Source organism: Halothece sp. PCC 7418, from assembly GCF_000317635.1.
In the GTDB taxonomy this organism is placed as follows: Bacteria; Cyanobacteriota; Cyanobacteriia; order Cyanobacteriales; family Rubidibacteraceae; genus Halothece.
In genome coordinates, this window is record NC_019779.1 from 354,310 (window position 1) to 377,151 (window position 22,842).

General features: G+C 43.3%; 20 protein-coding genes. 12 read left to right on the top strand and 8 right to left on the bottom strand.

Annotation, left to right across the window (positions count from 1 at the left end; genetic code table 11):
• The first annotated feature begins 147 nt into the window (after positions 1-147).
• The gene (locus tag PCC7418_RS01585) at positions 148-1,227 is read left to right on the top strand and encodes a PIN/TRAM domain-containing protein (protein WP_015224423.1); all 1,080 of its coding nucleotides are present in this window, start codon (positions 148-150) and stop codon (positions 1,225-1,227) included.
• A gap of 228 nt (positions 1,228-1,455) precedes the next feature.
• Here the strand turns inward: PCC7418_RS01585 and PCC7418_RS01590 are convergent, their stop codons facing one another.
• Both PCC7418_RS01590 and ubiE read right to left on the bottom strand, forming a co-directional pair.
• Positions 1,456-2,685, bottom strand: coding sequence for a DUF445 domain-containing protein (locus tag PCC7418_RS01590; RefSeq protein WP_015224424.1), 1,230 nt, complete (start codon positions 2,683-2,685; stop codon positions 1,456-1,458).
• Positions 2,686-2,723: 38 nt separating this feature from the next.
• Positions 2,724-3,434 (bottom strand): bifunctional demethylmenaquinone methyltransferase/2-methoxy-6-polyprenyl-1,4-benzoquinol methylase UbiE, encoded by a 711-nt coding sequence (gene ubiE / locus PCC7418_RS01595; protein ID WP_015224425.1) that lies wholly within the window; start codon positions 3,432-3,434, stop codon positions 2,724-2,726.
• A gap of 146 nt (positions 3,435-3,580) precedes the next feature.
• On the opposite strand from ubiE, the gene PCC7418_RS01600 reads away from it, so the two are divergent.
• The 3 genes from PCC7418_RS01600 to PCC7418_RS01610 all read left to right on the top strand — a co-directional run bounded on the left by PCC7418_RS01600 (position 3,581) and on the right by PCC7418_RS01610 (position 7,093).
• Positions 3,581-4,357: an MBL fold metallo-hydrolase gene (locus PCC7418_RS01600; RefSeq protein ID WP_015224426.1), complete on the top strand. Its 777-nt coding sequence runs from the start codon at positions 3,581-3,583 to the stop codon at positions 4,355-4,357.
• 69 nt (positions 4,358-4,426) lie between these two features.
• Positions 4,427-5,158: a triose-phosphate isomerase gene (gene tpiA, locus PCC7418_RS01605; protein WP_071880218.1), complete on the top strand. Its 732-nt coding sequence runs from the start codon at positions 4,427-4,429 to the stop codon at positions 5,156-5,158.
• Positions 5,159-5,473: 315 nt separating this feature from the next.
• Positions 5,474-7,093, top strand: a complete 1,620-nt coding sequence (locus PCC7418_RS01610) for a glycoside hydrolase family 57 protein (protein ID WP_015224428.1) — start codon at positions 5,474-5,476, stop codon at positions 7,091-7,093.
• Here PCC7418_RS01610 and PCC7418_RS01615 read toward each other — a convergent pair.
• Complete coding sequence (locus PCC7418_RS01615; protein ID WP_015224429.1) at positions 7,048-7,497, bottom strand: NUDIX hydrolase; 450 nt, start codon at positions 7,495-7,497, stop codon at positions 7,048-7,050. The two genes, PCC7418_RS01610 and PCC7418_RS01615, sit on opposite strands and share 46 nt — an antisense overlap.
• Positions 7,498-7,831: 334 nt before the next feature.
• Between PCC7418_RS01615 and PCC7418_RS01620 the strand changes: the two genes are divergently transcribed.
• Entirely contained in the window at positions 7,832-8,821 is a 990-nt protein-coding gene (locus PCC7418_RS01620; protein WP_015224430.1) for an NAD(P)H-dependent glycerol-3-phosphate dehydrogenase, read from the top strand.
• A gap of 10 nt (positions 8,822-8,831) precedes the next feature.
• Here PCC7418_RS01620 and PCC7418_RS01625 read toward each other — a convergent pair whose 3' ends face one another.
• Together PCC7418_RS01625 and PCC7418_RS01630 are read right to left on the bottom strand one after the other, a co-directional pair.
• Positions 8,832-9,053, bottom strand: a complete 222-nt coding sequence (locus tag PCC7418_RS01625; protein WP_015224431.1) for a toxin-antitoxin system HicB family antitoxin — start codon at positions 9,051-9,053, stop codon at positions 8,832-8,834.
• 5 nt (positions 9,054-9,058) lie between these two features.
• A complete protein-coding gene (locus PCC7418_RS01630) occupies positions 9,059-9,481 on the bottom strand; it encodes a putative toxin-antitoxin system toxin component, PIN family (RefSeq protein ID WP_015224432.1) in 423 nt (140 codons plus the stop codon).
• A 112-nt stretch (positions 9,482-9,593) separates the two neighbouring features.
• On the opposite strand from PCC7418_RS01630, the gene uvrA reads away from it, so the two are divergent.
• The 6 genes from uvrA to coaE all read left to right on the top strand — a co-directional run bounded on the left by uvrA (position 9,594) and on the right by coaE (position 18,024).
• Positions 9,594-12,455 carry an excinuclease ABC subunit UvrA gene (uvrA, locus tag PCC7418_RS01635; protein ID WP_015224433.1) on the top strand — a complete coding sequence of 954 codons (2,862 nt, stop codon included), beginning with the start codon at positions 9,594-9,596 and terminating at the stop codon, positions 12,453-12,455.
• A 57-nt stretch (positions 12,456-12,512) separates the two neighbouring features.
• The gene (locus PCC7418_RS01640) at positions 12,513-13,274 is read left to right on the top strand and encodes a Uma2 family endonuclease (RefSeq protein ID WP_015224434.1); all 762 of its coding nucleotides are present in this window, start codon (positions 12,513-12,515) and stop codon (positions 13,272-13,274) included.
• 90 nt (positions 13,275-13,364) lie between these two features.
• A complete protein-coding gene (locus PCC7418_RS01645) occupies positions 13,365-14,105 on the top strand; it encodes a Uma2 family endonuclease (RefSeq protein ID WP_015224435.1) in 741 nt (246 codons plus the stop codon).
• Positions 14,106-14,170: 65 nt separating this feature from the next.
• The gene (locus tag PCC7418_RS01650) at positions 14,171-14,968 is read left to right on the top strand and encodes a uroporphyrinogen-III synthase (protein WP_015224436.1); all 798 of its coding nucleotides are present in this window, start codon (positions 14,171-14,173) and stop codon (positions 14,966-14,968) included.
• Between the two features lie 42 nt (positions 14,969-15,010).
• Positions 15,011-17,419, top strand: coding sequence for an EAL domain-containing protein (locus PCC7418_RS19205; RefSeq protein ID WP_015224437.1), 2,409 nt, complete (start codon positions 15,011-15,013; stop codon positions 17,417-17,419).
• Positions 17,416-18,024 carry a dephospho-CoA kinase gene (gene coaE, locus PCC7418_RS01660; protein WP_015224438.1) on the top strand — a complete coding sequence of 203 codons (609 nt, stop codon included), beginning with the start codon at positions 17,416-17,418 and terminating at the stop codon, positions 18,022-18,024. The genes PCC7418_RS19205 and coaE overlap by 4 nt, the downstream gene beginning before the upstream one ends.
• Before the next feature lie 2 nt (positions 18,025-18,026).
• Here coaE and bchD read toward each other — a convergent pair whose 3' ends face one another.
• Positions 18,027-20,102: a magnesium chelatase ATPase subunit D gene (gene bchD, locus PCC7418_RS01665; RefSeq protein WP_015224439.1), complete on the bottom strand. Its 2,076-nt coding sequence runs from the start codon at positions 20,100-20,102 to the stop codon at positions 18,027-18,029.
• Between the two features lie 22 nt (positions 20,103-20,124).
• A complete protein-coding gene (locus tag PCC7418_RS01670) occupies positions 20,125-21,390 on the bottom strand; it encodes a folylpolyglutamate synthase/dihydrofolate synthase family protein (RefSeq protein WP_015224440.1) in 1,266 nt (421 codons plus the stop codon).
• 369 nt (positions 21,391-21,759) lie between these two features.
• Between PCC7418_RS01670 and PCC7418_RS01675 the strand changes: the two genes are divergently transcribed.
• A complete protein-coding gene (locus tag PCC7418_RS01675; protein WP_150107016.1) occupies positions 21,760-22,074 on the top strand; it encodes a hypothetical protein in 315 nt (104 codons plus the stop codon).
• 424 nt (positions 22,075-22,498) lie between these two features.
• Here PCC7418_RS01675 and PCC7418_RS01680 read toward each other — a convergent pair whose 3' ends face one another.
• Entirely contained in the window at positions 22,499-22,837 is a 339-nt protein-coding gene (locus PCC7418_RS01680; RefSeq protein WP_015224442.1) for a DUF5132 domain-containing protein, read from the bottom strand.
• Positions 22,838-22,842: the final 5 nt, after the last annotated feature.

Genomic DNA, 22,842 nt, shown 5'->3' on the forward strand with positions numbered 1-22,842 from the left:
AATAGGAAATGAAGAAGTCGAAACGTGACGAAGAGGACGCAATCTTAAATTAACAGTGCAGATTCTGACCGTTAGTCGAGCAAAGATATAATGATAGTTTAAGTTCTATCCTAATCGCGATCATAGTTTCTCCATCGGACAATACCCATGATTGATGTCATCATCGTAATTTTATTCGTTCTCACTGCTGCCAGTCTGGGATTTGGTAGTATCGATTTACTCCCAGAAACCGCATTAGAATCCGTTACCAATATCGAAGCCCTGCGTTGGATTATGGGCAGTTTTGCAGCCATTATTGGCTTAGCTGTCGGGTTAACCGCGCAAACCTTTTATCGGCGTTTAGAAACCCAAATTCGCAAAACCCCCATCGAAGTTATTTTAACCCGTTCTGTGGGACTTGCCATTGGGTTGTTAATCGCAAACTTGATGTTAGCACCGGTTTTCCTCTTTCCCATTCCCAACCAATTAACCTTTACCAAACCCTTAATCGCCATTCTAGGTAGCGTTATTCTGGGCTTCCTTGGAGTTACCCTCGCCGATACTCATGGACGGACGTTTTTACGACTGATTAATCCCAATAGCATGGAATATCTGTTAGTTGCGGAAGGAACACTCAAATCAGCAACCACTAAGGTCTTGGATACCAGTTGCATCATTGATGGACGGATTGAAGAACTCCTGAGTACCGGTTTTATTGAAGGACAATTGATTATTCCCCAATTTGTCTTACAGGAGTTACAGCATCTTGCAGATACCGCCAATGATCAAAAACGAGTGCGGGGTCGTCGCGGGTTAGATATCCTCAAGCGTATGCAAGAAGAATATCCTGAACGGATTGTAATTAATAGTTCCGATTATGAGGATGTTTATACGGTTGATGCGAAGTTAGTCCGCTTCACTCAAGAAATCAATGGCGTTTTATTGACGAATGATTACAATCTGAATAAAGTCGCTGATTTGCAGAAAGTTTCCGTTCTCAATGTGAATGACTTAGCCCAAGCTGTACGTCCGATTTATCTGCCTGGGGATACCTTAGAATTAAAAATCCTCAAACAAGGAAAAGAACCAGAGCAAGGTGTAGGCTACCTCGAAGATGGCACAATGGTGGTTGTGGAAGACGGACAAGAGTACGTGGGAGGGGAATTACCTGTGGTCGTTACGTCTGCTTTGCAAACCTCTGCAGGTCGGATGATTTTTGCAAAACCCCAAACTTCTGTGTTGGCTTAAATGATTTTTCTCACTCATCGGTCAGCTTAGCGCTACATTCCCCAAAATCAGGGTCTCTTTAACTTTGTCCCCTTCCTTACCAATTAATAAAAAGGCAACTCCCTCAAAGTATTAAGCCTTGCCAAAACGAGCTTGGGAATTTTTTCAGCAAGCCCTAACTAATCTGCTAACTCGTTGTCTAGATTTATCATCAAACCTTCCTCTATGAAGCTAAAGAATTTTTATGGTTTACGTGAAATAAAAATAACCCGCTTGAAAACTCCCCACAATAAAACCTAAAATTCCTCCCAGATTAACAATCGCTTGCAGTTCATTTTTAACAATTGAATTAACCGTTGTTTCTAATTGCTTGGGAGTGGTTGCATTAACCCGATTAATAATCACTTCGTCAATGGAAAGAATCGGGATGATTTTAGTAATAATGGTTTCCAACTCTTGTTCTAAATACCGTTCGATAATTAATGATAACTCTTCACTAATAACATCTAAAGATTGATCAACTGATTCCGAAGATTGTAAACGTTTAATAATTAAAACAGCGACATCTTCCCAATCAATGGAATTTCCTAACGATTGCAGCAAATTCGCACCCTTATCTTGTAAATAGGTTTGTACTGCTTCTCGGACGCTGCTTCGGAGTTGGCGTACTGTAGAAACGGGTAAATTTTGTAGGGATAAACTTTGTAGCCAGTCTCGTAAACGGGAACGAATTTCTAGAGTTAAAACTAACTCTTCAATTCTCATATTTGCTGTCTCTTTTTCATCGAGACAGAAAGCACGAAGGCGACTTAACGTATTACGAAGTCCAAATAAATTCGCAACCACCCAATACGTCCCACTTGATTTTTCTCGAAAGGTTTCATCGATGACTTGAATATTACGATCCGTCAGGAGATCAATCAAAATTTGGCGAATCCGATTGGGAGGAAGAACGACATCCACTAACCAATCAGACAGTTGTTTGGCTTGGCTATCTGTAAACTGAAAATCAATGAGAACTTGATCGAAAATCTGATTAATTTGGGCTTCTAAAAAATCTTCCCGTCGCGCTAAAACTTTCACCAAACGCGGTAACGATTCACTAAACAAATCCCGAAGCACATTCCCTAAAACTTGCGCGCTTTTTTCTTGTTTATCTTGTCCAACTTGCTGCAAAGAAGACTTTAAAAGCCAAGAAATTGCTGCTTTCACTCGTTCGGGTTGTAAGAGACGGCGGGCAATTTTTTGGAGTTCGTCAGGGGTTAAAAGTGACCCCATAATGGTATTTGCGACTCGCTTGGCGAGGTTCGCTTGGTTACGGGGAATTAAACCAGGGGTGAAGGGAAGACGACGGTTTCCGATATATATCGGTCGGTAAGGGCGAAACAGCATTTTAATGGCGATGTCATTGGTAAAGTAGCCAATCACCGCCCCCGCAACAGGTGGAACAACGAGTAACCCAACTTCAGAGAAATTCAAAATTAATCCGCGTTTGCTAGCAGTACACTCTTTCTATTTTAGGCAGGCTTAGTAATCACTAAAACCCCCATAAGTTCTAGCGCGATCGCGTAATGTTTAACTTTTGTAAAGCCAACTGATCGCGCCAACTGTTCTTGTTCTTGTCCTTGGGGAAAACGATCTAAACTCGGACTAATATAAGCATAATCCTCCTTTAACCCCAGTCTTTCCGCAGCAGGTACAACCCACCCTTGCAAATACCATTCCTGAAACTGTCGCATCAAGTCCGTATAAGGACGATGAAAATCGAGAATGCTAGCCGTTGCACCTGGTTTTAAGACGCGATACAGTTCTCCTAAGCAATCGGCAATATTCGTTACATTCCGTAACCCATAACCAATCGTCGCACAATCAAACTGATCATCTGGAAACGGAAGACTCAGCGCATCTGCTTCCACCCACGCGATCGAAACGGATCGCCCTTGCTGCTGTTGACGTTGACGGGCAATTTCTAGTTGTTCCGAGGAAAAATCAGCACCGATGACTGTCCCCGTTTTACCCACCATTTTCGCCAGCAAGAAGGCTAAATCCCCACTTCCACAACATAAGTCCAAAGCCCTGTCTCCCGCTTGTGGATTTGCCCATTTTACCGCCATCCGCTTCCAAATTCGATGTTGTCCAAAGCTCAAATTATCATTAAGTTGGTCATAGACAGGGGCAATGCGGTCAAAAATACCTTGAATCTCGGTAGAAGTTGGGGAAGGGGTCATATTGTTCTTGGCTATTTAGTAGCTGGTATATGGAAGAAAGCCCCTACGGATGGGGAAATTTCTATTTTAGGGGTGATGATTGCTCAAACCAACTATGATTAGTTAGAAAGTAAGAAGTAACAAAACATTAAAATCACTTGACAATCATGCAATTAACATATCTTGGCTCAAACAGTTGGCTTTGGCAATGGGAAAACCTCAACATTTTAGTTGATCCGTGGCTGGTGGATGATTTGGTCTTTGGCAACTTAACTTGGCTCTTTCGTGGGATTCGTCAGGAAAAACCGCCCCAATTACCAGAACGCATCGATTTAATTTTACTGTCTCAAGGCTTAGAAGACCATGCCCATAAACCAACCCTGAAAATGCTGGATAAAAGGATTCCCGTGGTGGGGTCTCCTAATGCAGCAGCAGTGGCGGAAGACTTGGGATATGAAACCGTGACCTCGCTTCCTCATGGCGAAACCTATATTTTACAGGAAAAAATTGAAATTCGCGCCCTTCCGGGTGCGCCCATCGGGTTAGATCAAGAAAATGCTTATCTTCTCACAGCGTTAACCCCGCATCAGCGTCTCTACTACGAACCTCATGGTTTCCCACCAGAAGAGGTGAAGGACTATTCTCCAGTGGATATCGTGATTAATCCGATTGTGAATTTAGAATTTCCTCTGTCGCTTCCATTGATTAAAGGACGAGAAAGTGCCATCCAACTCGCCCAATGGTTAAAACCACAAGCGATTATTGGTACAGCAGCAGGGGGTAAAATTGACTTTGAAGGAGTGTTACTTTCCTTGTTAAAAGCAAAAGGGAGTGCAGAGGACGTTCGTTCTCACCTCCAACAGCAGAATTTAGACACGAAAATTATTGAACCGCAACAAGGAGAACCGATTACCCTTCTCGAAGAACAAACAGAAGTTAGTTAAGAATTTGGAAGCATTTGCCCTTGGGAGATAAACTAAGTTGTGCAAGATTATTAATAACGGGTAAAGACATTGCGAAGAATTGTTATTGCTGGCAACTGGAAAATGCACAAAACGCAAGCAGAATCCTTAGAGTTTCTGCAAAGTTTTCTCCCTCAACTGGAAAACACTGCTGAAGATAGAGAAGTCATTTTATGTGCCCCCTATACGGCTTTAGGGGTCATGTCCAAAAATTTACACGGCACTCGGGTTCGCATTGGATCACAAAACGTTCACTGGGAAGAATCAGGAGCATTTACAGGGGAAATTGCACCGAGTATGTTGACCGAAATTGGTGTCACCTATGCTGTGGTTGGACATAGTGAACGTCGTCAATATTTCGGCGAAACTGATGAAACCGTTAATTTCCGTGCTCGTGCTGCCCAAAAAGCGGAATTAACGCCAATTTTATGTGTGGGGGAGAGTAAAGAACAGCGAGATGCTGGACAAACTGAAACCGTGATTAAGGAACAACTGAAAGCGGATTTAGTGGGTGTAGATCTCTCACAACTGGTCATTGCTTATGAACCGATTTGGGCAATTGGAACAGGAGATACTTGTGAAGCAGAAGAAGCCAATCGTGTTATTGGAATGATTCGCTCTGAGTTGAGTAGTAGTGATGTTCCGATTCAATATGGCGGTTCTGTGAAACCAGCGAATATTGATGAAATTATGGCGCAACCCGAAATTGATGGCGCTTTAGTCGGTGGCGCAAGTTTAGATCCAGTGGGATTTGCTCGCATTGTGAATTATGAAGCTACATAAGTCAGTCATCCGAAGTTCAGGCAATCATTAATTCGTTGTGATTGAATAATTCCAAATTCAACCTATCAAGTTTATCGTCAGGGGAGCAAAATGCTCCCTCCTAGCGACCATCTTGGTCGCACTACTTTTCTTTTAACCAATAACACAGTTAAGGTTTGTTTGTTTTCGGACTGTCGAACTCCTCAACTTTCCTCGCCTTATATCCCTACACCAAAACAGTCAGGGTTTTACGGCGAACAGGATAAGCTAAAGGACACATTTTTCCCGTGAGAGTTATAAAATTGGGAATAAGTCTCTATAAGGAAACTTTAATTTATGGCTCTTGGTTACCTTGCACTTGTTTTACACGCTCACCTCCCTTTTGTTCGTCATCCTGAAAGTGACTATGTTTTAGAGGAAGAATGGTTATTTGAAGCGATTACAGAAACCTATATCCCTCTTTTGCAGACATTTGAGGAGTTGAAACAAGATGGGATTGAATTTAAGTTAACCATGAGTATGACACCGCCTTTGGTGTCGATGTTGCGAGATTCCTTTTTACAAGAGCGGTATGATGGTCACTTGGCGAAGTTGCAAGAGTTAGCAGCAAAAGAACTTCAGCACAATGCTAATAATGGACATTTACAATATTTAGCTCAACACTATATTAACCAGTTTGCACGAGTTCGTAAGACTTGGGAGAAGCATCAGCGTGATTTGGTCACGGCGTTTAAATCCTTTCAAGATAGCAATAACCTTGAGATTATTACCTCAGCAGCCACTCATGGCTATCTCCCCTTAATGAAAATGTACCCAGAAGCGGTACGGGCGCAAATTGAAATTGCTTGTCAACACTACGAAGAAAACTTTGGTTGTCCACCGAGAGGAATTTGGTTACCCGAATGCGCCTATTATGATGGCTTAGAGCGTTTCATGGCGGATGCAGGATTGCGCTATTTTCTCATGGATGGACATGGGATTTTATATGCGAGTCCTCGTCCACGTTACGGGACTTATGCGCCGATTTATACCGAAACCGGGGTTGCAGCGTTTGGGCGCGATCATGAATCCTCGCAGCAGGTGTGGTCGTCACAGGTGGGTTATCCTGGCGATCCCGTTTATCGGGAATTTTATAAGGATTTAGGTTGGGAAGCAGAATATGAGTATATTAAGCCTTATATCCTCCCCAATGGACAACGCAAGAACACTGGGATTAAATATCATAAGATTACCAGTCGCACTGCAGGGTTAGGAGAAAAGAAACTGTATGATCCTTACTGGGCGCGAGAAAAAGCAGCAGAACACGCAGGGAACTTTGTTTTTAATCGAGAACGACAAATTGAGCATTTATCGGGAATTATGCAGCGCCAGCCGTTGGTGGTGTCTCCCTATGATGCAGAATTATTCGGTCACTGGTGGTATGAGGGGCCCTGGTTTATTGATTATTTAATTCGCAAGTCTTGGTATGATCAAACCACTTATCGCATGGTGCATTTAGCGGAGTATCTGCGTTTGGAATCTGTACAGCAAGTGTGTAAGCCTTCCCAGTCGAGTTGGGGTTATAAGGGGTTTCATGAATATTGGGTTAATGAAGCTAATGCTTGGATTTATCCCCATTTACATGAAGCAACGGAACGGATGATTGAGTTGAGTCAGCGTCAAACTGAAGATGAATGGGAAAAACGGGCGTTGAATCAAGCAGCGAGAGAGTTATTATTGGCGCAGTCTTCCGATTGGGCGTTTATTATGCGAACGGGAACCATGGTTCCTTATGCAGTACGGCGAACACAGTCGCATTTAAGGCGATTTAATAAACTGTATGATGAAATTATGGGGGGAACTATCGATCGCGCTTGGTTAGAAAAAGTAGAAAAAATCGATAATATTTTCCCCAACATTGACTATCAAGTTTATTCCCCCATTGAAGAACCTATTAAGTTAGGTCGCCAACCGTAATCTCGATAATGGCGGTAGTCTGTGAGAATTTGATGGTGGTCAAAACATAAGTTTTCGGGGAGTTCCCAAAGATAGAAAAGATCTAAGTTTTTGGCATCATCATCGGCTTGGGGAGTGCCGATCGCGCTGGCTAAAAAAACAATACTAATCGTATGTTTGCGGGTGTCTCGTTGCGGATCAGAATACACTTGAAACTGTTCAATTAGTTCAACATCTAATCCCGTTTCTTCTTTGGCTTCCCGTCTGGCTGCGGTTTCTACCGATTCGCCATAGTCAACAAATCCGCCTGGAATCGCCCAACCGAAAGGAGGATTTTTCCGTTCAATTAAGACGATCGGTCGATGAGCGCGATCGCGCAATTCAATAATAATATCAACAGTGGGGGCGGGATTACGGTAAGACATTGTTTGTTATTGGTTATTGATTCTTTGTTATTGGTTCTTTGTTATCTCTACAAATGTTAGCCGATATAATCAGAGTAATCCTTAACCAGTTTGAGTCATTTGACAGATGATAAAACGTTAACTATCTTGTTGACTATCTAAAAAGACACCAACGAACAACGAACGAAGAACAAAACTTAAGAAAGTATCCCGATATAGCAATCCCATAAGAATTGTAAATTAATCCCCCCTAACCCCCCTTCGCAAGGGGGGGAACGGTTTATCAACTTTTTACATAAGATTTAGCACTGCTATAGTCAAAAAAATATTAAATCAATCATTAATTTTTAAAGCAATGGTTAATACAACATCTCAATCGAATCACTTAACAGAAGCAGAAGCAACGTCTCAGAAAATTACAACCGTTCTCGGTGCGGGGGCTTGGGGATCGACTTTAGCAGCAGTTGCTGAACGTAGCGATCACCATGTCCGTTTATGGTCGCGACGCAGTGGAGAAAGCCTGAAATCGGTGATTGAAGATGCAGAAATTATTCTCTCTGCGGTTTCCATGAAGGGAGTAACTTCGATTATTGATCAGGTCAAAGAAATTGGAATTCCTGAACATACCATTATTGTCACCGCCACCAAAGGTTTAGACTCGGAAACCACTCATACTCCTTCGCAACTTTGGAAAGAAGCCTTTCCCGATCATCCTGTAGTTGTCTTATCGGGTCCCAACTTAGCGAAAGAAATTCAACAAAACCTTCCCGCAGCAACCGTCATGGCGAGTGAAGATGAAGCAGCAGCCGAATCCGCGCAAGCAATGTTTGCTTGTGAGACATTTCGAGTTTATATCAATAATGACCCGATTGGGACCGAATTAGGAGGAACGTTAAAAAATGTTATCGCGATCGCGGCTGGGGTTTGTGATGGCTTAGATTTAGGAACCAATGCCAAAGCGGGACTACTCACTCGCGCCCTTCCCGAAATGATCCGCGTTGGGACAAGCCTTGGGGCTTCTAGTGAAACCTTCTTTGGTTTATCGGGTTTAGGAGACCTCCTCGCCACTTGCGATAGTCCTCTCTCACGGAATTATCAAGTGGGATATGGTTTAGCCCAAGGGAAAAGCCTAGAAGACATTTTAGAGCATTTAGAAGGAACAGCCGAAGGAGTCAACACCACCCAAGTTTTAGTCCGTTTAGCCCGCAAAGAAGGAATTCCCGTCCCCATTTCAGCGCAAGTGTATCGCCTCTTGAGAGGAAAATCAACGGCACAGCAGGCGGTACAAGCCCTGATGGCGCGAGAACTAAAAGCAGAGTTTGATGATGATCTATTTGATGATTAGTCAATGCGGATCATGATTCCTCGAAGGCATCCAGTTTATCGAGTAGCGTTAGCCCTTCTGATGCGTTTCCTCTTGCTGCCATTGCTTGAAAACGAGTATAGGCATCAAATTCAGCAAGGACAACAGTGGAAAGTTCTTCCATTAGTTTATTTACACTGATGCCCCTGCTTTTGGCTAAGGCTTTGAGACGTTCGTGTTTATCGTCTGGAATGCGAATGGTGAGCGTTGCCATGTTGATTACCTCTGAATAATGTCTTCTGGTTTTAAGATTAATAAATCTGGAAATAGTAACTCGGTGTTTTGAAAATCTCTAACATTATTTGTTACCAGCGCGATCGCGTTCCCTGCTACTGCTAACTCAATTAAATGATTGTCCGCTTCATCGATCAGATTGGGTCGCCATAAATAGTAGATATTAACCCACTGACAAACACTAAGAAAGGCTTCTAGTAGTTCCTGAATTTCAGAGCCAGAAAGAGGACAATCTTCTTGAATTGAATCGCGTTCAATGACTGATTCATATTCTAAGAAAAGCGCATTTCCCATCAGAGGTTGATAAACCCCTTGCAAACAGCGTCGAATCACTTCTCGACTCGGACCTTTAGTTCCAATTAAAGCACTGATAAAAATACTGGTGTCAACCACAATGACTGCATCCATAAAAAAATGATAGCAAATATGCTATCAAAAGGGAAGAGGTTAGTTTTTAATCTCCTAACACATAGGATGAGATAAGCTATCCTGATAGTCATTGCCTAACTCAGCAACGCTTATGTCTGATCCGTCTTCTTCTCGCATTCGTATTCGTGGCGCAAGACAACACAATCTGAAAAATATTGATTTAGAATTACCGCGCGATCATCTGATTGTATTTACGGGTGTTTCGGGATCAGGGAAGTCATCGCTGGCGTTCGATACGATTTTTGCAGAAGGACAACGGCGCTATGTGGAATCGTTAAGTGCTTATGCGCGACAATTCCTCGGACAAGTGGATAAGCCCGATGTGGATGCGATTGAAGGCTTGAGTCCTGCTATTTCTATTGACCAAAAATCAACGTCTCACAATCCACGGTCAACGGTGGGAACGGTAACCGAAATTTATGACTATTTGCGGTTACTATTTGGACGGGCGGGAGAACCTCATTGTCCTCACTGCGATCGCGCGATTTCTCCCCAAACGGTTGATCAAATGTGCGATCAAATCATGGAATTGCCAGATCGCACCCGTTTCCAAATTTTAGCCCCTGTGGTACGCGGTCAAAAGGGAACTCATCAGCAACTGCTATCGAGTCTCGCCAGTGAAGGGTTTGTGCGCGTCAGGATTGATGGGACAATTCAAGAGTTATCGGAAAAGATTAAACTCAGCAAAAATAAACAGCATACTATTGAAGTGGTGGTGGATCGACTGGTAAAAAAAGAGGGAATTGAAGAACGCTTAGCCGATTCTCTCGCCACTTGTTTACATCGGTCGAGTGGTATCGCCATTATTGAGATTATCAAACGAGACCCGCCAGAGGAAGCAGAAAGCGATTTACCCGCAGAAATCATCTTTTCGGAAAACTTTGCTTGTCCCGAACATGGTGCGGTGATTGAAGAACTCTCTCCCCGTTTATTTTCTTTTAATTCTCCTTATGGCGCGTGTTCTCATTGTCATGGGATTGGACGACTGCGGATGTTTTCTTCAGAACTCATTGTTCCCGACCCGAAACAGCCCGTTTACAGCGCGATCGCGCCCTGGTCAGACAAAGACAACAGTTACTATCTCTCTCTCCTCTACAGTCTGGGCGAGGCTTATGGATTTGAACTACAAACCCCGTGGGAAAAACTGACTCCCGAACAGCAAGAGATTATCTTACATGGAACCGATGAACCCATTTTTATCTACGAAGATGCCAGAGGCGATCAACCCAGAGGCTATCATAAGCGATATTATGGGGTAATTTCGGGGTTAGAACGGGCGTTAGAAAGTGCTTCCGAAACCTATCGACAAAAACTCGAACAATATCGCGTCGATCAAACCTGTGAAGTCTGTGGGGGAAAACGACTCAAACCCGCCTCTCTCTCTGTGAGATTGGGACAATACAATATTATTCAACTCACTAGCGTTGCGATTACCGAATGTTTAAACCGCATTCATACCCTGAAACTTTCCTCCAAACAAGCGAAAATTGGCGAACTTGCCTTAAAAGAAATCCAAGCACGGTTACAATTCTTGCTTGATGTTGGTTTAGATTATCTCACGCTCGATCGCCCCGCCATGACTTTATCGGGTGGGGAAGCGCAACGGATTCGCCTCGCCACCCAAATCGGATCGGGATTAACCGGTGTTCTCTATGTTTTGGATGAACCGAGTATTGGCTTACATCAACGGGATAACGGACGACTCTTAGAAACCCTGAAAAAACTAAGAGATTTAGGAAATACGTTAATTGTTGTCGAACATGACGAAGAAACCATCTGCAGCGCCGATCAACTGGTGGATATTGGACCTGGTGCGGGGATTCATGGAGGAGAGATTGTCGCCCAAGGAGACTTAAAGGCGATTACGAAGTCTAAAACCTCGATTACAGGGGATTATCTCGCCCAGAGGCGGATTATCGCCACCCCAGAAGAACGGCGCAAAGGCAATGGCAAATCTCTAACTCTCATTGATGCCCATGCTAATAACTTAAAACATATTGATGTTGAGATTCCCCTTGGAAAATTTGTCTGTGTGACCGGGGTTTCTGGTTCGGGGAAGTCAACCTTAATTAACGAACTGTTACATCCCGCTTTGCAACATCGCTTAGGCTATAAAATCCCCTTTCCGAAAGGACTCGGAAAACTGAAAGGACTCGATGCAGTGGATAAAGTGATTGTGATTGATCAATCCCCCATTGGTCGCACGCCACGGTCGAACCCAGCCACTTATACTGGCGCATTTGACCCCATTCGGTCTGTCTTTACCGAAACCGTAGAAGCGAAAGCAAGAGGGTATAAGGCGGGACGGTTTTCGTTTAATGTTAAAGGAGGACGCTGCGAAGCCTGTAACGGACAGGGGGTAAATGTCATTGAAATGAACTTTCTCCCCAACGTTTATGTGGAATGCGAAGTCTGCAAAGGGGCAAGATATAACCGTGAAACCTTACAAGTGAAATATAAAGGGTATTCCATTGCGGATGTCCTCAACATGACCGTAGAAGAAGCCTTAAGTGTCTTTGAAAATATTCCTCGCGCAGCCACTCGCTTGCAAACTCTGGTTGATGTGGGCTTAGGCTATATTCCCCTCGGACAACCTGCACCCACTTTATCGGGTGGGGAAGCACAACGGATCAAACTCGCAACAGAGTTATCCCGACGCGCAACAGGAAAAACCCTCTATTTAATTGATGAACCAACAACGGGTTTATCGTTTTATGATGTGCACCAACTTTTAAATGTTTTGCAGCGTTTAGTAGATAAAGGGAATTCCATTTTAGTGATTGAACATAATTTAGATATGATTCGTTGTGCAGATTGGTTGATTGATTTAGGTCCCGAAGGGGGAGACAAAGGGGGAGAAGTGATTGTTACAGGAACCCCAGAAACCGTTGCGGTTGAAAGTCAATCTTACACGGGACAATACTTAAAATCAATCTTGAATTCGGAAGCGTGAAAGTCACACTGTTATCCTAAAAATAGTCAACTGCTGAATGGGTTGAGGCTTAAAAAAATGCTAGACTATTCCCAACTTCAAAACCTCCCTACCGCCGAAGACCTTCCTGATAGCGACGATACCCCAGTGGATAATGAACTGCAAGAATTAATTCCCCATCTGCTGAGAAGTATCCTTGCTCTGATTTGGTCAGACCGTTGGGATTGGTATTTTGGAATTGATATGGGAATTTATTATGATCCCAATCAAAGCGCGATCGTCCCTGATGGATTTTTAAGTCTGGGTGTTCCCCGTGTTAAAGATGAAAACTTGCGTCTCAGTTATGTGTTGTGGGAAGAAGAAAATGTTCCCATTTTAGCTCTAGAAGTGATCTCTCAAACCTCAAATCAGGAATACACCAAAAAGAAAGAAATTTATCAAACAATCGGGATTCAATATTATGTCATTTACAATCCCCAACGGAAAAGAAAGCCCCGTTTAGAAGTGTATTCTTTGGAGAATCAGGAGTATGTGTTATTAGGAAATCAATCCCCAGTTTGGCTAGAAGCTATTGGTTTGGGAATCGGATTAGATCGAGGAACAGATCAAGGCGTTACTAGAGAATGGCTGTATTGGTACGATAAAAACGGAGAGCGATTCCTCACCCCAGAAGAACGATCGCGCCAAGCAGAATTTCAAAAACAACAAGCAGAATTTCAAAAACAACAAGTAGAATTTCAAAAGCAACAAGCAGAATTTCAAAAACAACAAGCGGAAACCAAAGCAGAACGTTACGCCAGAAGATTGCGAGAATTAGGAATTGATCCTGAGTCGCTGTGATGGCTTATCAGTTAGATTACATCAAATCGTGAAAGTTACACTGTTATCCTAAAAATAGCCAACGCCCAAAGGGGTTTTAGGATGGAAAAAATGCTAGACTATTCGCGACTTCAAAACCTCCCTACCGCCGAAGACCTTCCTGATAGCGACGATACCCCAGTGGATAATGAACTGCAAGAATTAATTCCCCATCTGCTGAGAAGTATCCTTGCTCTGATTTGGTCAGACCGTTGGGATTGGTATTTCGGAATTGATATGGGAATTTATTATGATCCAAATAAAAGCGCGATCGTCCCTGATGGATTTTTAAGTCTGGGTGTTCCCCGTGTTAAAGATGAAAACTTGCGTCTCAGTTATGTGTTGTGGGAAGAAGAAAATGTTCCCATTTTAGCTCTAGAAGTGATCTCTCAAACCTCGAATCAGGAATACACCAAAAAGAAAGAAATTTATCAAACAATCGGGATTCAATATTATGTCATTTACAATCCTCAACGGAAAAGAAAGCCCCGTTTAGAAGTGTATTCTTTGGAAAATAATGATTATGTGTTATTAGGAAATCAGTCCCCAGTTTGGCTAGAAGACATTGGTTTGGGAATCGGATTAGATCGAGGAACAGATCAAGGAGTTACCAGAGAATGGCTGTATTGGTACGATAAAAATGGAGAGCGATTCCTCACTCCAGAAGAACGATCGCGCCAAGCAGAATTTGAAAAACAACAAGCAGAATTGGAAAAGCAACAAGCGGAAACTAAAGCTCAACAAGCAGAAACTAAAGCGGAACGTTACGCCAGAAGATTGCGAGAATTAGGAATTGATCCAGACTCTCTTTGAAGAACAAATTTAAAATTTTCCTCACCAGTGCGAAAATAGCGATATTGCCTGTTTTCCAATAACCAATGACTCTGAACAACAAAACAATTTTAGTCACACGGGCTGCTCGCCAAGCCCCAACTTTTCGCACACTTCTAGAACAACAGGGGGCGACGGTGATTGAAATGGCAGCTTTAGAAATTTGTCCTCCTTCCAGTTGGGAAGCGCTTGACCAAGCAATTCATAATCTATCAAGGTTTGATTGGTTGATTTTAACTTCCGCCAATGGGGTTAATTTTTTTTGGGAACGTCTAAAAGAGTTAAATATGAATCCTGATCTCCTGAAATCTCTCAAGATTGCAGTAGTGGGTCAAAAAACTGCGCGTGTTTTGGAGAAAAAAGGACTGGAACCGACATTTATTCCCCCGCACTTTGTAGCTGATTCTTTAGTGGAAACCTTTCCAGAGGCTTTATCAGGACAGAAACTCCTATTCCCGCGCGTAGAAACTGGAGGGCGAGAGGTGTTGATTGAGGAATTTCAACAACAGAATGCGGAAGTGATTGCAGTTCCCGCTTATCAATCCCGTTGTCCCGAAAAAGCCGATCGCGTTGCGGTGCAAGCCTTACGAACTGGACAAGTGGATGTGATTACTTTTGCTAGTTCTAAAACGGTTCAACATTTTTATGAGCTCTTGATTCCGACTTTTGGCTCTGGGGTAAACTTGAAAAGTATCTTAGAAGAAGTGATTATTGCTTCAATTGGTCCTCAAACTTCCCAAGCCTGTTACAAGTTCTTAGGAAGATGCGATATTGAGGCGAAACACTATACTCTAGAAGGGTTAACACAAGCGATTGTGGAATTTTGCTCTGATAATAGGATATAAAAAGAGAGCAGTAATTGTGCGGAGAATGCCAACATAAGGGTTATGTCATTAAAAAAGTCCCCACCGTTAAGTTTAGCACCAATCATCTTGGTGATTAATCGTAAAGGCAACTGTCGGATCATTCAAAGCCCTAATCAGGTCAAAGACTTTTTTGTTGGGGAATCTTGTTCTCTCTCTGTCATGGATTGGTTGACACAGGACAATCTAGAGACGATTCAGATTCAAATGACAACTGTTCTCACTGAACAAACCCCAAAACCTGTCTCCGCTTCCTTTTTAGTACAAGGTGAATCTCAACCCTACTTTGGTTATTTATTTCCCCTTTCTCTGGCTTCGGTTCTTTTCATTGCCCAACCTGTGGAGCAGTTTGCTGGTGAGTTCACACAAGAGGCGATTGAATTATTTCCTCTTTCCGTTTTACTATACGACGCAGAAACCTTACAGATTAAAGCGGTTAATCAAAGCGCGATCGCGCAATATGGTTATTCGGAAGCGGAATTTCTACAGATGCAGCTTTCACAATTATACCCTTCTTCTCAGACTCCTACTCGTCTTCAAAATGTATCAGATTTAGTAACGGGGGAGTGGCAAAATTGTCGCAAAGATAAAAAATTAATTTATGTTAAACTGACCGCTTATCCGATACGAACTGCTAACACCAATACCGTTTTACTATTAGCTCAAGATATCACAGAATATTGTTACACTAAAATTGCCTTACATCACTACACCAAAATAGCTTTAAAAGAAAAACAACACTCAGAAATTGAATTCACCCCCCATTTTCCCCCTTGTGGCATTTTAGGATTTAATCGGGAGTGGAATTATACCCTTGCGGTTGGTAATGCGCTGAGTCAAATTACCCAGATTACCATGTCAGAAGGAGAACAAAGCATTGAAGGAAAAAAGATTTCTCAAGTTTTTTCGCCTTACATTAGAGAACTTTTCGCTCCTCTTCAAGAACACATTTTATTAGGTTATCCACAAAGCTATTCTTTTCAATATCATCAATATACCTATTATTTACAAGGCTATCCTCTGCGTAATCAAAAAGAGCAGATCATCGGCGGTTTTCTCATGATTAAAAATCAGACGTTGAGTAAGCAATTTGAAGCCTTATTAGATCGACACGCTTTTTATGACTTGACGACCCATTTACCCAATCAAATCTGGTTTTTAGAACAGCTTTCAAGGCATATTAAAACCTTTTCTAAAGAAGGGGTTGCGGTGTTTTTATTACGCTTAGAACGCTATAGAATCATTAAATATGGTCTGGGTCATAAGTTTGCGAATCAATTAATGGTTGCAGTCGCGAAACGATTAAAGCAAACTTTACAACTCAAGTCTGATTTTGCTCGGGTTGGAGATGCAGCCCTTGCTATGTTTTTCCCTCAGTTAACACAACAAGAGAAGCTAGAACAAATCGCTCAGTTAATTCATACCCAACTGAGTTCAGCGATTGAAATTGAAGGAGAAGAATTATTTTGTCCAGTCAGTATTGGTGTTGCTATTTATGAGGATAGTTTAAAGAATAACGAATTTTTCCAAGACCCTTCAGCACTCCTGCACGCAGCAGATACAGCGATGAATGCAGCACGAGGAGAAGCGATGTCACCTTGCGTTATTTTTCATCCTCAATTACGTTATTCTGCTGCAACCCGTGTCCAATTAGAAACTGAACTGAGACGGGCTTTAAGGTTAAAACAACTCGATGTTTTTTATCAGCCAACCGTGACCCTTGCTGAGGGAAAATTAACAGGCTTTGAGGCGTTAGTCCGTTGGCAACATCCCCAACAAGGATTAGTTTCTCCGAGTCATTTTATTCCCCTTGCTCAGGAATTAGGATTAATTGGTTTTATTGATTGGTGGGTGTTAGCAGAAGCCTGTGAAAAGTTAGCAATTTGGCAAGAGATGATTCCCCAAGGAGAAACCTTATCAATGAATGTCAATTTATCGGAAAATATGATTAATCAAGTTGGCATTTTAGAACGGCTCGAACAGATTATTCAACGCACAGGAATTAGACCAGAATGCTTAAAGCTAGAAGTCACAGAAGGAATTATTCTAGAAGGAAAAACAGCAACAACAGGAATCTTAAAACAATTACAAGCGATGGGAGTTTTACTTTCAATTGATGATTTTGGAACGGGATATTCTTCACTACAACGCTTACATCAACTTCCGATTAATACCTTAAAGATTGATCGGTCATTTACCAAAAGAATGCTCAATTATCCCGAAATTAAGCAAATCATAAAGACAATTATTAATCTGGCTCATGATTTAAATATGGAAGTGATTGCAGAAGGGATTGAGAAAGAAGAAGAGTGGGAAGCCCTGAAATTTTTAAATTGTGAATATGGTCAAGGCTTTTTATTTGGAAAACCCCGACCTGAAGCAGACATTCGAGATTTAATTTTAGCCCATCAATCGGATCTCATTTTACGATGAAACAGCGGATTATTGGTTTAACGGGTGGCATTGGAACGGGAAAAAGTACGGTTTCTGATTATTTAAATCAAGTTTATCAAGTGCCTGTTTTAGATGCGGATCAATATGCGCGAGATGCGGTGCGTCAAGGGTCGCCAATTTTAAGGTTAATTCAACAACGGTATGGCGATGAGATCTTACAGGATGGTTGTTTAAATCGATCGCGCTTGGGAGAGATTATTTTTAATAACCCTTCGGAAAAACAATGGTTAGAACAACAAATTCATCCTTATGTCCGTCAGCGCATTGAAACTGAGTTATCGCAACTGAAAGCAAAGATAGTGTTAGTGGTCATCCCGCTTTTGTTTGAAGCCAAGATGACCGCTTTAGTGACGGAAATTTGGGTCGTCGCTTGTTCCCCGCAACAGCAGTTGAGGCGGGTGATGCAGCGAGATGGTTTATCAGAAAAAGAAGCGCGATCGCGCATTCAATCCCAAATGTCTCTCCCCGAAAAAATGGCTCGTGCTGATGTTGTGCTGGATAACGAAACAACCGTCACCCACTTACAACAACAGATTGATCAAAAGATGAGACAATCATCCATTCCAGATGTTGCCGACCCTTGATGTTATTTCATATCTGCAATGGCTTGTTTTGCCATTCCCGCGATCGCGCTGTCGGTTGCTTTCGGAAGATGATAATAGTTCCCGCCTGCTGCTTTAGCCAATTCTTTTGCAAAACCTGTGGAAACAAACTTGTTTTCTGTGTCAATCACCAGTAACTTCACACCGATCGCGCGGATTTTACCCGCAATATCCAGCAATTCTTCTTTAATATTGGGTTTTTCGTCTTCAGATAACGGTTCACCCAGCGATCGCGCTAAGGGAATATTTCCTCGTCCATCGGTAATCGCGACTAAAATCACTTGTCCCACATCGCCCGACATTTGAGCATTCGTTCCCACATGAACCGCTTGCGTTAAACCATGCGCCAACGGTGAACCGCCCCCACAAGGGAGTTTTTCTAAGCGATTCCGCGCCATGGAAATGGATCGCGTTGGCGGTAATAAAACTTCTGCTTGTTCCCCACGAAACGGAATCAACGCCACCTGATCGCGATTTTCGTAGGCTTCCGTCAACAGTTGTAAAACCGCCCCTTTTGCCGATTGCATCCGATTTAACGCCATTGAACCCGACGCATCCACTAAAAACACCACTAACGCCCCCGCTTGTCTAGCTAGGCGTTTTGAGCGCATATCAGTTTGTTCCACGATGACTTTCCGATGGGGTTGACGCAGCCGTCGTGCCTTCTGATAAGGTGCAGCAGCGCGAAGAGTCGCATCCACTGCAATCCGCTTCACTTTCCCTTTCGGAAGCATTGGCTTCACATAACGTCCCCGTTCATCGGAGAAGATTAACCCCCGACTCCCAGAAGTTCCCTGCTGTTGTGCCATTTGACTGAAATAAAGCACGGTGGGATCCATAATTACCCCTTCCGCATCAAAGACAAACTCTTCCGGGATTTGCGGGGCTTCTTGTTCCTCGTCATCCTCCCCATCTTCATCTTGTGGGGATTCCTCCTGTTCATTTTCAGGGGGTTGTTCTGGTTCTTGTTGATCTTCTGGTGGCGTTTCTCCTTCCCCTTGATCTTGATCCTCTTCTTGATTTTGTGGAGGGGGCGGTGGCGGTTCTTGTTCTTGTTGTTCCGGGGGACTTTGCGCCACAGTGGAACGGGGGACAATCACTAATTCTACCGCACGGCGTAAGTCATCTCCTGTGACTTGGTTGCGCCCATCCAGGGCTGCTGCTGCTTTTGCCACGCGCACGGCAAATAATTCCGCCCGATGTCCTTGCACAACCCCACGCACGGCTTCTTCTACTAAATAATTAATCTGTTCTGGCGCGATCGTCACTTCTTTCAACCATTCTCGCGCTAAGATGATATCCGTCCGCAGTCCTTCTAAATCTTCCTCATATTGGTCGAGAAAGGATTGTTGGGAGTTGGCAAACCCAATCGCTTGTTCCACCGCTTGCACACGCTGATCGAGGGCTAAAACGCCATCGGCGGAGAGGGTAATGGCAATGCGATCTAATAAATGTTCTCGTAACGGCTTTTCTTCTGGGTTATAAGTGGCAATTAATAACGGTTTGCAGGGATGTTGAAAACTAATTCCTTCCCGTTCAATCACATTGCGCCCTTCACTGATTACCGAAAGTAACTGGTTGGCAATTTGGTCATCCAGGAGGTTAATTTCATCAATGTAGAGAACTCCCCGATGGGCTTGCGCCAGTAGTCCAGGTTGGAAAACGGTTTTTCCTTCTTTCACGGACTTTTCTACATCCACCGACCCCAGTAAACGGTCTTCCGTTACGCCTAAGGGAATCTGCACAAAAGGCGCACGAATCACCTCAGTGGGGATGTCTGTGGTATCGCCATATTGGGCAAACGTTTCATCATCCCATTCCTCTGGGTTTTGCGGATCACAATTGGACATCGACCCTTGAACAATTTCAAAGGGAGGTAACAAGGAATGAATCGCTCGCGCCATCACGGATTTGGCGGTTCCACGCTTACCGGAAATGGCAATTCCCCCCAGTTTGGGATCAACAGCACTGAGGAGTAACGCCAGCTTAATGGCTTCTTGTCCGACCACGGCGGTCAGGGGAAAAGTAGGATTGGAGAGAGACGTTGTTGAAGTAACCATAGTGTTTATTATTTTGGCAAATTTAACCCGATTTGTGCGGAATTGTCCCTAAAAAATAACCGACTAAATATAAAGACCCACAGAGGATGGTTGTGGGGGCTTCAGGGCGGGTTGCAACTTTTTCTAAGGCGGTTTCTAAATCTGAACAAGGAAAACATTGTTCTACAGTTTGCTGCATCTGACAAAGGTCTTCCGGTGGGGTTGTTTGATGCTCGGGAACCGGAACGGTATAAAGCGTATCATTGGGACGCAAGAGAATCTTCAAGATTTTTTCCTGTTCTTTGGTCGCTAAAATCCCCATAATCCAAGTGACCGGTTGCGGTAAGCGATCCACATAGTCTCGTAAGCCTTGGGCTGCTGCGGGGTTATGCGCCCCATCTAAAAGGAGAGCGCGATGGCTTCGCCGGTTCCCGAAGGGAACATCGCGCCACGTTACCCATTGTAAGCGTCCTAACCAGCGCGTCTTTTGCATTCCTTCTTCAATGGCTGCATCAGAAATGTTCCAACCTTGTCGCTGTAAATATTGTAAAGTTGCCACAGCAACCGCAGAATTGGTCAGTTGCACAGTTCCCGATAGCGGTAAGGGATAGGTTAAGCCTTGATAGGTGGCGCGATCGAATTTCTCAGAAACAGGGGTTGCGGGTTGCACCCAAGTGGTCGGACAATTTAATTGTTCTGCTCTTTTTTGAATTACGCTTACGGCTTCTGTTTCTTGTGGTGCAATCAAGGCAGGACAATTCTGTTTGAGAACTCCAGCTTTTTCCGTTGCGATTTTACCAATGGTATCGCCTAAAACTTGCCAATGTTCGCGACTGATGGGAGTAATAATGGATGCAATGACTTCTTCTTTCACATTGGTTGCATCTAAACGCCCCCCTAACCCCACTTCCATCACTGCAACATCAACCTTTTGTTGGGCAAAGTAAAGCCACGCTGCTGCGGTTACCACTTCAAATAAGGTGGGGTGATCTTCCTCGCCAATAGCTGCTTTCACTTGTTCTAAAACCGCAAGCAAGTCTGCTTCTGAAATCGGTGATTCATTCAAACAGATCCGTTCTGTCCAAGTGACTAAATGGGGGGAAGTGTAGCGCCCGACTTTATACCCTGCTGTGGTTAACACCGAAGATAAATAAGCACAGACTGATCCTTTTCCATTCGTTCCCGCAACATGGATTAAAGGCACATTGTTTTCAGGGTTTCCCAGTTGGGTCAATAATTTTTTAATGCGAGTCAACCCCATATTTACGCCAAAGCGTTGAAAGGAGGCTAGAAATTGATCGATGTTCATCTTTGTTCGTTCACGATATGCACCAAGCCAATTATAGTTCCGAGTCCTCTAGCGACCTAGATGGTCGCACTGTAATCATTTTGCAATTCCCGATCTTGGATTTTAGATGTCTGATAGTTTACTTTTAAGTAATGTGTCTGGAAAGATTCCCAATATTTGCATAAAATTCTCATCAAATCTGGTAGAATTTTTGTAAATGATGCAAAGTCTAATATGGCTTTGAATTTCTAGAATAACGATTTAAAAGAACTGTTGCTGAGGTCATCTGTAGTTTTAATCCCACTGTTTGGGATCAACTGCGATTAAGTCTGATCAAGTGATAAAAAAGAATATTACCGTCAATCTTGTCGATCGCGCTTGAGGAGTCGAATGATGTCATTAATTCACTGGAATAAGTCCGTTCTTTCCTTTCACCTGAGAGAAATTATTGAAGATGGAAATGGGAGTCATCCCCTCGCAGTAGCAGGTTTAAGTGTGATTGCAGCCAACACCCTCCTCCTTCCTGCGGTCATGAAACTCGGAAAACCAGTTCTCAAAGCTGCCATTAAAAAGACTTTACCGTCATCTCCAACCGCCTCCGTCATCTCAACCGATGCCTCTGATGTGAGACAAATCTGGCAACAAGCCGCGATCGCAACGCAAAATAGCGGGTCTAGCAGCGATCGCGCCTCGAAAGCATTATAGAAGTCGCCGTAAAACCAACGTGCTTCAGCCGCCGTTATGAGGAACTTACTCAAACTTGACCATAGCTTCTAAAAGCCTGATAGAGTCTGATGTCCACTTCCTGCTTCCTTTCCATTGGATCTTTTCTAGCAACGTCGGCGTTATCTAGTCCACAGGCTAACACGATGTAACTCACCGCTAAAAATGACTTATTCTTTAACTGTCTTGGTTATCGATCAGTTAAACTTAGCCACCCCACGATTATAGTATTTAATTTGACCAACTAAGTTAAGAAATGGTTAACTTTTAACTTTCTGTTAAAAGCCCCTTACCTCCCCCCAGTGGCAGGGTCGTTTCATTCTCCTGAAATCACCTTCAGGTGGGGAGATGGGGGGATGGGGAGACCAAATCCCCCTCCAGCTTGGTTTTTGCTCATTAGCCTCAATTAGTTATCCGGTGACTCAGCTTTGGGCTGGGCTGAAGTCATTAAACCTGCTTGCACACTGGCTTTTTTTGCTTGTTCTGCTGCTGCTTCGGCTTTGGCTTCTGCAACAATATCCCCGATAGATTCTCCCGTTTCCGCGATCGCGCCTTTGGTTTTTTCATAGAAACCGACTCCGCTTTTAATCACTGTTTTGGCAAAGGGTTTCACAAGGGGAATCACCGTGGGGGCGAGAATCGCTGCGCCTAAGCCAATCGCTAAAGTTTGCATGGGATGATTAGTGACGCGATTGGTAACTTGGTTGACAAGGGAATGACCATTCGGTTGTATCGGTTGTGGCATTTTAC

Excerpts from the sequence above, each read along its gene's own strand:
- PCC7418_RS01585 (WP_015224423.1), top strand. The coding sequence starts at position 148 with ATGATTGATGTCATCATCGTAATTTTATTCGTTCTCACTGCTGCCAGT.
- ubiE (WP_015224425.1), bottom strand. The coding sequence starts at position 3,434 with ATGACCCCTTCCCCAACTTCTACCGAGATTCAAGGTATTTTTGACCGC.
- PCC7418_RS01600 (WP_015224426.1), top strand. The coding sequence starts at position 3,581 with ATGCAATTAACATATCTTGGCTCAAACAGTTGGCTTTGGCAATGGGAA.
- PCC7418_RS01610 (WP_015224428.1), top strand. The coding sequence starts at position 5,474 with ATGGCTCTTGGTTACCTTGCACTTGTTTTACACGCTCACCTCCCTTTT.
- PCC7418_RS01615 (WP_015224429.1), bottom strand. The coding sequence starts at position 7,497 with ATGTCTTACCGTAATCCCGCCCCCACTGTTGATATTATTATTGAATTG.
- PCC7418_RS01620 (WP_015224430.1), top strand. The coding sequence starts at position 7,832 with ATGGTTAATACAACATCTCAATCGAATCACTTAACAGAAGCAGAAGCA.
- PCC7418_RS01625 (WP_015224431.1), bottom strand. The coding sequence starts at position 9,053 with ATGGCAACGCTCACCATTCGCATTCCAGACGATAAACACGAACGTCTC.
- PCC7418_RS01630 (WP_015224432.1), bottom strand. The coding sequence starts at position 9,481 with ATGGATGCAGTCATTGTGGTTGACACCAGTATTTTTATCAGTGCTTTA.
- uvrA (WP_015224433.1), top strand. The coding sequence starts at position 9,594 with ATGTCTGATCCGTCTTCTTCTCGCATTCGTATTCGTGGCGCAAGACAA.
- PCC7418_RS01640 (WP_015224434.1), top strand. The coding sequence starts at position 12,513 with ATGCTAGACTATTCCCAACTTCAAAACCTCCCTACCGCCGAAGACCTT.
- PCC7418_RS01645 (WP_015224435.1), top strand. The coding sequence starts at position 13,365 with ATGCTAGACTATTCGCGACTTCAAAACCTCCCTACCGCCGAAGACCTT.
- PCC7418_RS01650 (WP_015224436.1), top strand. The coding sequence starts at position 14,171 with ATGACTCTGAACAACAAAACAATTTTAGTCACACGGGCTGCTCGCCAA.
- PCC7418_RS19205 (WP_015224437.1), top strand. The coding sequence starts at position 15,011 with ATGTCATTAAAAAAGTCCCCACCGTTAAGTTTAGCACCAATCATCTTG.
- coaE (WP_015224438.1), top strand. The coding sequence starts at position 17,416 with ATGAAACAGCGGATTATTGGTTTAACGGGTGGCATTGGAACGGGAAAA.
- bchD (WP_015224439.1), bottom strand. The coding sequence starts at position 20,102 with ATGGTTACTTCAACAACGTCTCTCTCCAATCCTACTTTTCCCCTGACC.
- PCC7418_RS01670 (WP_015224440.1), bottom strand. The coding sequence starts at position 21,390 with ATGAACATCGATCAATTTCTAGCCTCCTTTCAACGCTTTGGCGTAAAT.
- PCC7418_RS01675 (WP_150107016.1), top strand. The coding sequence starts at position 21,760 with ATGATGTCATTAATTCACTGGAATAAGTCCGTTCTTTCCTTTCACCTG.
- PCC7418_RS01680 (WP_015224442.1), bottom strand. The coding sequence starts at position 22,837 with ATGCCACAACCGATACAACCGAATGGTCATTCCCTTGTCAACCAAGTT.